General features: G+C 62.5%; 10 protein-coding genes. 3 read left to right on the top strand and 7 right to left on the bottom strand.

The genetic code is table 11. The features are described from left to right. Positions 1 to 96: 96 nt before the first annotated feature. The 3 genes from gpmA to P0D71_RS05550 all read left to right on the top strand — a co-directional run bounded on the left by gpmA (position 97) and on the right by P0D71_RS05550 (position 3,693). Positions 97 to 843 (top strand): 2,3-diphosphoglycerate-dependent phosphoglycerate mutase, encoded by a 747-nt coding sequence (gpmA, locus tag P0D71_RS05560; RefSeq protein ID WP_408343626.1) that lies wholly within the window; start codon positions 97 to 99, stop codon positions 841 to 843. 342 nt (positions 844 to 1,185) lie between these two features. Beyond that, positions 1,186 to 2,772 carry a S41 family peptidase gene (locus P0D71_RS05555; RefSeq protein ID WP_408298573.1) on the top strand — a complete coding sequence of 529 codons (1,587 nt, stop codon included), beginning with the start codon at positions 1,186 to 1,188 and terminating at the stop codon, positions 2,770 to 2,772. Between the two features lie 162 nt (positions 2,773 to 2,934). Then, a complete protein-coding gene (locus P0D71_RS05550; RefSeq protein ID WP_091796869.1) occupies positions 2,935 to 3,693 on the top strand; it encodes a HesA/MoeB/ThiF family protein in 759 nt (252 codons plus the stop codon). 65 nt (positions 3,694 to 3,758) lie between these two features. On the opposite strand, the gene ptsP is transcribed toward P0D71_RS05550, so the two are convergent. From ptsP to P0D71_RS05515, 7 genes are all read right to left on the bottom strand, one after another. After that, positions 3,759 to 5,507, bottom strand: a complete 1,749-nt coding sequence (gene ptsP / locus P0D71_RS05545) for a phosphoenolpyruvate--protein phosphotransferase (protein WP_408479440.1) — start codon at positions 5,505 to 5,507, stop codon at positions 3,759 to 3,761. Positions 5,508 to 5,802: 295 nt separating this feature from the next. Then, a complete protein-coding gene (locus P0D71_RS05540) occupies positions 5,803 to 6,072 on the bottom strand; it encodes an HPr family phosphocarrier protein (RefSeq protein ID WP_007179472.1) in 270 nt (89 codons plus the stop codon). Positions 6,073 to 6,166: 94 nt separating this feature from the next. Further along, positions 6,167 to 6,697: a PTS sugar transporter subunit IIA gene (locus P0D71_RS05535; RefSeq protein ID WP_091796871.1), complete on the bottom strand. Its 531-nt coding sequence runs from the start codon at positions 6,695 to 6,697 to the stop codon at positions 6,167 to 6,169. A gap of 340 nt (positions 6,698 to 7,037) precedes the next feature. Beyond that, positions 7,038 to 7,994 carry a glutathione synthase gene (gshB, locus tag P0D71_RS05530; RefSeq protein WP_408343628.1) on the bottom strand — a complete coding sequence of 319 codons (957 nt, stop codon included), beginning with the start codon at positions 7,992 to 7,994 and terminating at the stop codon, positions 7,038 to 7,040. A gap of 102 nt (positions 7,995 to 8,096) precedes the next feature. Next, positions 8,097 to 9,386: a glutamate--cysteine ligase gene (gshA, locus tag P0D71_RS05525; protein WP_408161807.1), complete on the bottom strand. Its 1,290-nt coding sequence runs from the start codon at positions 9,384 to 9,386 to the stop codon at positions 8,097 to 8,099. 236 nt (positions 9,387 to 9,622) lie between these two features. Further along, positions 9,623 to 11,131, bottom strand: a complete 1,509-nt coding sequence (locus tag P0D71_RS05520; RefSeq protein ID WP_408479439.1) for an ammonium transporter — start codon at positions 11,129 to 11,131, stop codon at positions 9,623 to 9,625. 44 nt (positions 11,132 to 11,175) lie between these two features. Beyond that, positions 11,176 to 11,514 (bottom strand): P-II family nitrogen regulator, encoded by a 339-nt coding sequence (locus P0D71_RS05515; protein WP_006048089.1) that lies wholly within the window; start codon positions 11,512 to 11,514, stop codon positions 11,176 to 11,178. Positions 11,515 to 11,783 lie beyond the last annotated feature (269 nt).

The raw sequence follows: 11,783 nt of genomic DNA, 5'->3' as shown, positions 1-11,783 counted from the left end.
CAGCCATTATAAAATAACCGTCTGACGCGATGGCGGCGCTCCTCCAGAGGACCCCCGCAACGCTTTACCGCTTCCTCACTACCGACCGGCAATCTCATGTACAAACTCGTTCTCATCCGCCACGGCGAATCGACGTGGAACAAGGAAAACCGCTTCACGGGCTGGGTCGACGTCGACCTCACCGAGCAAGGCAACAGTGAAGCGCAGCAAGCCGGCGTGCTGCTGAAGGATTCGGGCTACACGTTCGACATCGCCTACACGTCGGTGCTCAAGCGCGCGATCCGCACCCTGTGGCACGTGCAGGACAAAATGGATCTCATGTACCTGCCGGTGGTGCATTCGTGGCGTCTGAACGAGCGCCACTACGGCGCGCTGTCGGGTCTGAACAAGGCGGAAACGGCCGCCAAATTCGGCGACGAGCAGGTGCTGGTCTGGCGCCGCAGCTACGACACGCCGCCGCCCGCACTCGAGCCGACGGACGAACGCGCGCCCTATAGCGATCCGCGCTATGCCAAGGTGCCGCGCGAGCAACTGCCGCTCACCGAATGCCTGAAAGACACGGTGGCGCGCGTTCTGCCCCTGTGGAACGAGTCGATTGCGCCGGCGATCAAGTCGGGCCGCAAGGTCGTGATCGCCGCCCACGGCAATTCGATCCGCGCGCTGGTGAAGTACCTCGACAATATTTCGGACAACGACATCGTCGGTCTGAATATTCCGAACGGCGTGCCGCTCGTCTATGAGCTCGACGAAAATCTCAAGCCGCTCAAGCACTACTATCTGGGCGATCAGGACGCAATCGCCAAGGCGCAAGCCGCAGTCGCCAAGCAAGGCAAAGCCGGCTGATTCCGCAATCTCGCCGCCAAGCTGCCGCCGTCAATACAGCGCAACGGCGGCTACTGGCGCAGATTGGTGACACATGGCGGCTAATGGCCGCGCCGACCGGCAAGACATACCGGTCGGCGCGGCTCGCGCCTGTCACGTCTGTCAAGCGCGCCATTCTCGCGCCATCAATCCGTTACCGCACATTACTTCGGCGTCGCGGGCCGCATCTCACGAACCAGGCCCGGCTCGCGCTGTCGAATCACGATTGCCTGCGCTACGCCCTGACTGGGCGGGTGTGCAGTTATACTTGTCCGTCCCCATCTCTATCGACGCTGCCACGCGCTTCCGACCGCAACAGACTCTATGCGAAAGAACCTGAAAAATATCGGCCTGATTGCCGCGGGCCTTGCTACCGGTGTATTTGCCACCCTGCAACTTTCCGCTTCGGCGCAGCAACCGGCCAGCGCAGCGTCCAACGCTGTCGCCCCGCTGCCGCTGGACCAGCTCAGGCTCTTTGCCGAAGTGTTCGGGCAAATCAAGCACGAGTACGTCGAACCCGTCGACGATAAAAAGCTTCTCACCGCCGCCATCAAAGGCATGGTGTCGAGCCTCGACCCGCACTCGTCGTATCTCGACAAGACCGATTACGAGGAACTGCAGGAGCAGACCAAGGGTCGCTTCGCCGGACTCGGTATCGAAATTTCGTCGGAAGACGGCCTGATCAAAGTGATCTCGCCGATCGAAGACACGCCCGCGTTCCGCGCCGGCATCCGTCCGGGCGACCTGATCACGCGTATCAACGACAAGCCCGTGCGCGGCATGACGCTCGACCAGGCGGTCAAGCAGATGCGCGGCGAGCCGGGCACCAAGGTCACGCTCACGATCTTCCGCAAGACCGACGACCGCACCTTCCCGCTCACCGTCACGCGCGCGGTCATCAAGGTCCAGTCGGTCAAGATGAAGATCCTCGCGCCAGGCTACGCCTATGTGCGGATCACGAGCTTCCAGGAACGCACCACGCCTGACCTCGCCGCGAAGCTGCAAGATATCGCGCGTCAGCAGCCGAATCTGAAGGGTCTCGTGCTCGACCTGCGCAACAACGGCGGCGGCCTGCTGCAAAGCGCGGTCGGCGTGGCTGGCGCATTCCTGCCGCCGAATTCGGTTGTGGTGTCCACCAATGGCCAGATTCCGGATTCGAAGCAGGTCTATCGCGACACCTACGACAACTACCGCCTGCAGTCCTTCGACAGCGATCCGCTGAAGGACGAAGCGCCGATCTTCAAGACCGTGCCGATGATCGTGCTGACCAACGCGTACTCCGCGTCGGCGTCGGAAATCGTCGCGGGCGCGCTGCAGGATCAGCATCGTGCGTTGATCGTCGGCAAGACCACCTTCGGCAAGGGTTCGGTGCAGACCGTGCGACCCATGACGGCGGACACGGCACTGCGTCTGACCACGGCGTACTACTACACGCCGAGCGGCCGTTCGATCCAGAACAAGGGCATCCGTCCTGATATCGCGGTCGATCAATACGCGGAAGGCGATCCGGACGACGCACTCGTGACCCGCGAAGTCGACTACTCGAATCACCTTGCGAACACGCAGGATCCGAACGAGAAGAAGGAAGCGGAACAGCGCGAGCAGGAACGTATGGACCAGTTGCGCCTGCTTGAAGAGCAGAACGACAAGAAGACGCCGGAACAGCGTCAGAAGGATCGTGAGCGCAAACCGGTGGAATTCGGTTCGACTGACGACTTCATGCTGCAACAGGCGCTGAACAAGCTGGAAGGCAAGCCGGTGCAGGAATCGAAGTCGCTGACCGAGCGTCGTCTCGCGCAGAACAAGCCGGCCGCGTCGGCGTCCGCGCCGGTCGCGGTCAAGCCGACGCAACCGGTGCCGGGCGCATCGGGCCCGGCGCCGGCCTCGACGCCCGCTACGCAAAGCAAGTAAGCATCAAAGCGTGTCTTCGCAGCGCAAGCTGCTGCGAAGACACGCTGTCATACCGGGCATCAGCCAGAACACCCGCTCCCCGCGCGATTAAAATAAAGAAACCGCGCACGGCAGACCCTTCGGTCCTGCATCTCAACGCGCGACACACTCACGCGCCCCGCCATGAACGACGATCAACTGCTTCGCTATTCCCGCCACATCCTCGTCGACGAAATCGGCATCGAGGCTCAGCAGCGCTTTATCGACGCTCACGCGATCATCGTCGGCGCGGGTGGCCTGGGTTCGCCGGCCGCGATGTATCTCGCTGCCGCGGGTGTCGGCCGTTTGACGCTGGTCGATGCCGATACGGTCGACCTGACCAATCTGCAGCGCCAGATCCTGCATGTGACCGCATCTATCGGGCGCAAGAAGGTCGAGTCCGGGCGCGAGGCAATCGCGCGGATCAATCCCGAGGTGGTGGTGAATGCGGTGGCCGAGCGCGTGGACGACGCGTGGCTCGACGCACAAGTGCCGCATGCCACGGTCGTGCTCGACTGCACGGATAACTTCGCGACGCGCCACGCGATCAACCGCGCGTGCGTGAAGCACGGCGTGCCGCTCGTGTCGGGCGCGGCGTTGCGATTCGACGGCCAGATCAGCACCTTCGACTTCCGCGACGAAGCGTCGCCCTGCTATGCGTGTGTGTTTCCCGAAGACCAGCCGTTCGAGGAAGTCGCGTGTTCGACCATGGGTGTGTTCGCGCCGACAGTCGGTATCGTCGGTTCGATGCAGGCCGCCGAGGCGCTCAAGGTGATCGGCGGAATCGGCACGCCGTTGCTCGGCCGCCTGATGATGCTCGATTCGCTGCGCATGGAGTGGAACACGATGCGTATTGCGCGGCAGCCGGATTGCCCGGTATGTGGGCAGACGCACCCGGCTTGATCTGCTGCCGTAAGGCTAAAAAAACGCCGCCCGTGAGGCGGCGTTTCTTATTCAAAGACGTGAACTCAGGCCAGCGACACGCGCTTTAACGCAGCCTGCACTTCTTCGGGTTCGAACGAAGCCAGCACATCGGCCACCGGCTTTTCGAGCGTCTTCAAATGCGCGCGCAGCACTTCCTGCTTGACCACCAGCAGTTGGCTCGGATGCATCGAAAACTCGGTGAGACCCATGCCGAGCAAGAGACGCGTCAACGCCGGGTCGCCGGCCATCTCACCGCACACCGAGACGGGCACGCCCGCGCGCTTCGCCTCGCGCAGCGTGAACGCGATCAGGTGCAGCACCGCCGGATGCAGCGGGTCGTACAGATGCGCGACGGAGTTGTCCGCGCGATCGATCGCCAGCGTGTACTGGATCAGGTCGTTCGTGCCGATCGACAGGAAATCGAGCCGCTTGAGAAACAGCGGCAAGGCGATGGCGGCGGCCGGAATCTCGATCATCGCGCCGACCTGCACGTTCGGATCGTAGGCGATGCCGGCGTCGTCGAGCTGACGTTTGGCTTCGCGAATCAGGTCGAGCGTCTGATCGATCTCCTGCGCATGCGCGAGCATCGGAATCAGAATTTTCACCGTACCGAACGCAGACGCGCGCAGTATCGCGCGCAACTGCGTGAGAAACATCTGCGGCTCGGAAAGGCTCCAGCGAATCGCTCTCAGACCCAAGGCCGGGTTCGCGGCGGTTTCATAACCATCGCCCCCGCCCATCGAATCGAGCGGCTTGTCGGCGCCCACGTCGATCGTGCGAATCGTGACCGGCAGGCCGTTCATCAATTCGACCGCGCGACGGTACGCGGCGAATTGCTCCTCCTCTTCCGGCAACCGGTCCTTGTGATTCATGAACAGAAACTCGGAGCGGAACAGACCCACGCCCATGGCTCCCGCGTCGAGCGCGGCGCTCGCGTCTTCCGGCAACTCGATATTCGCGCACAACTCGATACGCGTGCCGCACAGCGTTTGAGTGGGCGAAAACTTCAGCCGTTGCAGCTTGCGCTGCTCGAGCGCCTTTTCGCTTTGCCGATACGAATACTCCTCCAGCACGATCGGCGCGGGATCGACGATCACAATGCCGTGATCACCGTCGACAATGATCAGGTCGTCCTGGCGAATCAACGCGCTCGCGTGCTGCACGCCGACCGCGGCCGGAATACCGAGACTGCGCGCGACGATCGCCGTATGCGACGTGCGGCCGCCCAGATCCGTGACGAAACCCTGAAACGTTTGCGTTTTGAACTGCATCATGTCGGCCGGCGCGATGTCGTGCGCGACCACGATCATCTCGTCGCAGGCGCCGTGCACGCCGTCCACGAGCGCCACCGACGCGCCCGCGAGCGCCTTCAGCACGCGCTCCACCACCTGTTCGATGTCGGCTTTGCGCTCGCGCAGGTACTCGTCTTCGATATCGTCGAAATGGCGCGACAGGCGCTCGAGTTGTTCGGTCAGTGCCCATTCCACGTTGTAGCGGCGCGTGCGGATCAGGTCGATGGTTTCCTGCACGAGCATCGCATCGTTCAGGATCATTGAATGAACGTTGATAAACGCGCCCATCTCGCTGGGTGCGTCGACGGCGAGATCGGCGCGCAACGCGTCGAGCTCGTGATGCACGTGTTGCTGGGCCGCGCGAAAGCGCTCGACCTCGCCTTCGATCTGGGCGGGCTCGATCAGATAGTGGTCTACGTCGAGTGCAGCCGGGGCGATCAGATAAGCCCGCCCGATGGCGATACCGCGTGACACGGGAATTCCATGCAGCGTGAAGGACACGCGCACCTCCTCTAGTTGTGTGATGCCGCGGCAAACCGCTGCAATGCTCTCAGACACTCTGCGCCATTATAAATTCCGCGCCCTTCGCCGGTATGTCGGGCCTGTGTGCAGCGCAGCACGAATTACCGTAAGCGAGCTGCCAACGAGCCTTCATCTGACTCGCGTTCCGGCAACGTGAACCGTATGCAAAGGTCGATGTGCGCGCCCTCACGCGCTTTCGCCCGCCCATTGTCACGCGCTAAAAAAAACGCCGCGGACAGCCGCGGCGTTTGCGCATATCGCAACGTGGAGGCGCTCACTGACCCTCGCCGAATTTATCGGCAATCAGTTTCAGCAATGCGTCCATCGCTTCTTTTTCGTCAGCGCCTTCTGTTTCGATCAGCACCGTGCTGCCGATGCCCGCGGCCAGCATCATCACGCCCATGATGCTCTTGGCATTGATACGGCGGCCGTTACGGCTCATCCAGATTTCCGCCTGGTAGTTGCCTGCGAGTTGCGTCAACTTGGCCGACGCGCGCGCGTGCAGCCCCAGCTTGTTCACGATAGTCGTTTCCTGTTGCAGCATGTGATGGTCCGAAGCGCGGGTAAGTGTGGTTATGAAAGGTGAATCTGCAAACCAGTGGCATTGCGGGCGAAAACCCGGCAACCGGGCGATCCGCTTACAAGCCGGCTGAGTCGGCTTTTTGCGTCAGATCGGCGTCGACCGGCAAGGCCGGCAAACACGCGCCGCCGGATGCCGCATCGGGCGGCAGTGCGGGCAAACAGTCGCCGGACTCCGCGGTGGGCGCGACGGGTGCCGGCGTGGCCGGTCCGATGGCGTGCACGCCCTTGGTGGCGCCGGCGAGCGCCTTGTCGACCAACGTGTCGAGCGGTGTGGCGCGATAACAGACCGCGCGCACCAGCATCGGCAGGTTGACGCCGCACAGCACGCGCACATCCGGTATTGAAGCGAGCCGGCCGGCGATATTCGCCGGCGTGGCGCCAAACATATCCGTGAGGACGAGCGCGCCGTTTTCTTCCTTCAGACGTTCGATCTCCGCGTGCGCGAATGCAACCTGCTGCGCGGGATCGCAATCCGGCGATACGTCGATCACGCCGATGCGCGCCGGCAAGCCACCATAGATGTGCGAAATGCAATCGCGCAACGCGGTGGCGAACGGAGCGTGCGCAATGATCAGAATGCCTGCCATGTCAGCCTTACTGCAAAAGAACGGCCCCAACCGTGGACCGGGACGAAGCCCGGTTCGTCAGCGCCCTCGACCGGCCGTGGGCCATGAGGGCCGGAACGCGTGAATCGATGAGCGCCCCGCCGCGCGGCACAGAGCCGGCGCTAGCGAAAACCTGCCCGCTCATTGCCCGCGATCCATCTCCATGACACCGTCGAGGTGCCATCGAAAAGGCTTGGCGCGCGAGAGCGGGCATTGTATCAGGCTCATTTTCGCGCCAAAGCCGGCGTGCTGCCTGATGCGGATTTAATACACAGTTTGGGGATCATGGCGGCCATTCAAGAGCGCAAATCGGCCCAGATCATCAACCTGCCGCCCGCTCCAAGGCGTCGATGAACATGGCGGCGACGTCGAAACCGGTCTGATCCATGATCTCGCGGAAACATGTCGGGCTGGTCACGTTCACTTCGGTCAGCCAGTCGCCGATCGCGTCCAGTCCGACCAGCAGCAGACCGCGCGCGGCGAGCACCGGCGCCAGCGTATCGGCGATCTTGCGGTCGTGCTCGGTCAGCGGACGCGCTACCCCAAGGCCGCCGGCCGCGAGGTTGCCGCGCACTTCATTACCCTGAGGAATACGGGCCAGCGAATACGGCACGGCTTCGCCACCGATCAGCAAAATACGCTTGTCGCCCTCCTTGATTTCGGGAATGAATTTCTGCGCCATCACCGAACGCGCGCCGTCGTGACTCAGCATTTCGATGATCGAGCCGAGGTTCATGCCGTCGGCTTTCACGCGGAACACGCCCATGCCGCCCATGCCGTCGAGCGGCTTCAGGATCACGTCGCCATGTTCCTCGTGGAAGGCACGTAAGCGGGTTGCGTCGCGCGTGACCAGCGTAGGCGTGACGAACTGTGCGAATTCGCCGATGGCGAGTTTTTCCGAGTGGTCGCGAATCGATTGCGGCTTGTTGAAAATGCGCGCGCCGGCGCGTTCGGCCATTTCCAGCAGCCAGGTCGACGTGACATATTCCATGTCGAACGGCGGGTCTTTGCGCATCACCACCGCGCTGAATGTCTTGAGCGCGCGCGGCGTGGCGGCTTCCGCGTCGTACCAGACGTCGCGATGGAGATCGGCGCCGTCGCCGACAATCGCCACGCGCTGAACGTTCGCCTCGACGTCGCCGCCCGTCCACGCCAGATGCTTAGGCTCGCACGTGTAGACCACATGACCGCGGCGCGCCGCCTCGGCCATCATCGCGTAGGTCGAGTCTTTGTAGATCTTGAATTGCGAGAGCGGGTCGGCGATGAAAAGAATGTCCATGAAGGTCCTGGTGCGCCCTGATGGGCTTGGCGTTGATCGTAAATATAGTCGTTGAAAATGGCGATGGCGGCACGCATGCCGCCATCGACCACCCAAGCTTGCTTAGACCTGAATCGCTTCCGGATCGGTCTTTTCCAGTTCGACCGAGGCGGCCAGCAGCCCGAGCCGCGCCACCACGCCGTACATATAGAAGCGGTTCGGCGGCGCCGCGCCGGGTTTGGCGTGCGCGTCGGGCAGCGCCGTGTGCTCGAAGCCGAGCGGCACGAAGTGCATGCCGGGTGCGTTCAGATTCTGATCGCGCTCGCGGCTGCCGTGCACGCGGTAGAAGCCGCCCACGACATATCGGTCGATCATGTACACGACCGGCTCGGCCACTTCCTCGCCAATGCGCTCGAAGGTGTACACGCCTTCCTGCACGATCACGTCGTGCACTTCCAGGCCGTCTTTGGTCGCCGCCATCTTGGCGCGTTCGCGCTTGGTGAGCGCGGCAACTTCCGACGCGTCGTGCACGGTCATCACACCCATGCCATAAGTGCCCGCATCCGACTTGATGACGACGTACGGTTTCTCGGAGATGCCGTACTCGCGATACTTCTTGGCAATCTTCTTCAGCACGCCGTCGATCGCATCCGCTAGCGCTTCCTCACCGGTGCGTTCCTGGAAATCGACACCTTCCACATGCGCGAAATACGGATTGATCATCCACGGATCGATCTCGACCATCTTCGCGAACTTCTTCGCGACGTCGTCATAACAGGAAAAATGCGTCGATTTGCGGCGAACGGCCCAGCCGGCATGCAGCGGCGGCAGTAAATATTGTTCGTGCAGATTTTCGAGCACAGGCGGAATGCCGCCCGACAGATCGTTATTCAGCAGAATCGAGCACGGGTCGAAATTCTTCAGACCAAGACGACGCTGCGAGCGCTCGAGCGGTTCGAGCACGAGCTTCTGCCCGTCGGAAAGCGCGATCGTGACCGGCCCGTTGATGGTTTCGTCGAGCGTGCCGAAACGCACGTTCAAGCCGGCCTGGCGCATGATCGCAGCGAGACGGGCGACATTCTCGAGATAAAACGCGTTGCGCGTGTGGCGCTCGGGAATCACCAGCAAATTCTTGGCGTCCGGGCAGATCTTTTCGATCGAGGCCATGGCGGCCTGCACGGCGAGCGGCAGCACTTCCTGCGGCAGATTGTTGAATGCGCCAGGAAACAGATTGGTGTCGACCGGCGCGAGCTTGAAGCCCGCGTTGCGCAGGTCGACGGAACAGTAGAACGGCGGCGTGTGCTCCTGCCATTCGAGCCGGAACCAGCGTTCGATGGCGGGTGTGGCGTCGAGGATCTTCCGCTCAAGATCGAGCAGCGGGCCGTTTAACGCCGTAACTAGGTGCGGAACCATTGATCACTCGCAGACTGGAGAAAAAAGATTGTAGAGCAAATGCTTTGTCCATTTGGGGACGGTTTCTCCATTCGCAAGCGGACGCGAATGCATTCTCGCTATCGCCATGATAGGCAGGGAAAACTACCGTTTACAAGATAGCGCGCAAGAAAAAAGCCCGCCATGAAGGCGGGCCAAAGTCGCTGTGCTTATTTCTGAACCGGCGAGCCCGGGAGCGCGGGCTCGCGATACGTTGCTTACTCGACGTGTTCGCCGTGCAGGCTCACGTCCAGACCTTCGCGTTCTTGTTCTTCCGTCACGCGGATGCCCATCACCATGTCGATGATCTTCAGCAGGATGAAGCTCACCACGCCGCTGTAGATCAGCGTCGTCAGCACGCCCTTGGCCTGCAGGATCACGCTGCCGTCCGCGCCGCCAATGTCCTTGACCGCGAACACGCCGGTCAGGATCGCACCCACGATACCGCCGATGCAGTGCACGCCGAACGCGTCGAGCGAGTCGTCGTAACCGAGCTTGTGCTTGAGCCACGTTGCCGACCAGAAGCAGATCACGCCTGCCGCGATACCGATCACCAGCGAACCCGCCGTACCGACGAAGCCCGAAGCCGGCGTAATCGCCACCAGACCGGCCACGGCACCCGACACGATACCGAGTACCGACGGCTTACCCTTGGTTGCCCATTCGGCGAACATCCATGCGAGTGCTGCTGCTGCGGTTGCCACTTGCGTTGCGAACATCGCGAAACCGGCACGGCCGTCTGCCGCCACTGCCGAACCTGCGTTGAAGCCGAACCAGCCCACCCACAGCATGGCGCCACCGATCAGCGTGAGCGTCAAGTTGTGCGGCGCCATGGCTTCCTTGCCGTAGCCGACGCGCTTGCCGAGCACCAGCGCGCAGACCAGCGCCGCGATACCGGCGTTGATGTGCACCACCGTGCCGCCCGCGAAGTCGAGGACGCCCGCGCTAGCCAGCCAGCCGGTCGGTTCCCAGACCATGTGCGCGATCGGCGAGTAGACGATGATCGACCACAGCGTCATGAAAACGAGCATCGCCGAGAACTTCATACGGTCCGCAAACGCGCCCGTGATCAGTGCCGGGGTGATGATCGCGAACGTCATCTGATAGACGACATAGACCGTTTCCGGGATCGTCGGCGCGAGGTGGCTGACGGTCAGCGTCGTGGCCTTGTCGCCCTTGATGTAGTTCATGCCCGCCATGAAGAAGCGCGAGAAACCGCCGATGAACGAATTGCCCGGCGTGAAGGCGAGCGTATAGCCCACCACGACCCAGATGATCGACACGAGGCAGGTGATCGCGAAGCTTTGCATCAGGATCGCGAGCACGCTCTTCTTGCGGACCATGCCGCCGTAGAACAGTGCCAGACCCGGGATTGTCATGAACAGCACGAGCGCGGTGGAGGTCAGCATCCAGGCGGTGTCGCCGGAGTTGATCTTCGACGAATCGACCGAGAACGGCGCGGTCGGGGCAGCCGGCGCAGCGTCCGATGCTGCGGGTGCGGCGGCGGCCGCGCTGGCAGCCGGTGCGGCGGACGCGTCTGCGGCCGGTGCCGAAGCCGCGGCGGCTGCGGGGGCGGCCGTTGCGTCCGACGCCGGCGCACTCGCCGTCGTATCGGGAGCAGCGGCCGAAGCGGCTGCGGGGGCGGAAGCGTCGTCCGCGAGGGCGGCGCCGATACCGCCCGCGAGCAGCGAACCGGCCATCAGCAAGGACATCATTAATTTGCGCATCTTTCGTTTCCTCTTGTCGCTATCTGTGTCGCTATCTTTTGGTATTACAGAGCGTCCGCGCCGGTCTCCCCGGTGCGAATCCGAATCACTTGCTCGATCGGCGTGACGAAGATCTTGCCGTCGCCGATCTTGCCGGTGCGTGCCGCGCGCTCGAGCGCCTCGATCGCCTGGTCGACGATGTCGTCCGAGACCGCAGCCTCGATCTTCACCTTCGGCAGGAAATCGACGACGTATTCAGCGCCGCGATACAGCTCCGTGTGGCCTTTCTGGCGACCAAAACCTTTGACTTCAGTCACCGTGATGCCCGAGACGCCGATGGCCGACAAGGCTTCGCGCGCCTCATCGAGCTTGAACGGCTTGATGATTGCGGTAATGAGTTTCATGAAATCCCTCGCTTAGTTGCGTAACCCGTTGCGTAACCCGTTTTGCGTACCCGTAACCCGTTCGCGTGGTCTCGTTTCGCTGCCGGCAAACAGGTGCCGGCAGAGCGCGCGGGGCAGTAACAGCAACTCGCATGCCATGTTGTGTCAGACTCCGCACCGCAGGCCTCGCAAAAGGGGCGCAAGCGGCCCTGGCCGGAAGGCCAGCGCTGGCGGAGCAAGCTGGCGCGGCTTATGGATCATTGCTAGAGTGTTCGAAGGTTCTGAACGCA

It is taken from the genome of Paraburkholderia sp. RL17-383-BIF-A, assembly GCF_046028015.1.
GTDB lineage: Bacteria > Pseudomonadota > Gammaproteobacteria > Burkholderiales > Burkholderiaceae > Paraburkholderia.
The sequence above is the reverse complement of the archived record's forward strand: the minus strand, read 5'-3'. Positions and strand labels throughout refer to the sequence as shown.

Coding starts and splice junctions, on each gene's coding strand:
- gpmA (WP_408343626.1), top strand. CDS start 97: ATGTACAAACTCGTTCTCATCCGCCACGGCGAATCGACGTGGAACAAG.
- P0D71_RS05555 (WP_408298573.1), top strand. CDS start 1,186: ATGCGAAAGAACCTGAAAAATATCGGCCTGATTGCCGCGGGCCTTGCT.
- P0D71_RS05550 (WP_091796869.1), top strand. CDS start 2,935: ATGAACGACGATCAACTGCTTCGCTATTCCCGCCACATCCTCGTCGAC.
- P0D71_RS05540 (WP_007179472.1), bottom strand. CDS start 6,072: ATGCTGCAACAGGAAACGACTATCGTGAACAAGCTGGGGCTGCACGCG.
- P0D71_RS05535 (WP_091796871.1), bottom strand. CDS start 6,697: ATGGCAGGCATTCTGATCATTGCGCACGCTCCGTTCGCCACCGCGTTG.
- gshB (WP_408343628.1), bottom strand. CDS start 7,994: ATGGACATTCTTTTCATCGCCGACCCGCTCTCGCAATTCAAGATCTAC.
- gshA (WP_408161807.1), bottom strand. CDS start 9,386: ATGGTTCCGCACCTAGTTACGGCGTTAAACGGCCCGCTGCTCGATCTT.
- P0D71_RS05520 (WP_408479439.1), bottom strand. CDS start 11,131: ATGCGCAAATTAATGATGTCCTTGCTGATGGCCGGTTCGCTGCTCGCG.
- P0D71_RS05515 (WP_006048089.1), bottom strand. CDS start 11,514: ATGAAACTCATTACCGCAATCATCAAGCCGTTCAAGCTCGATGAGGCG.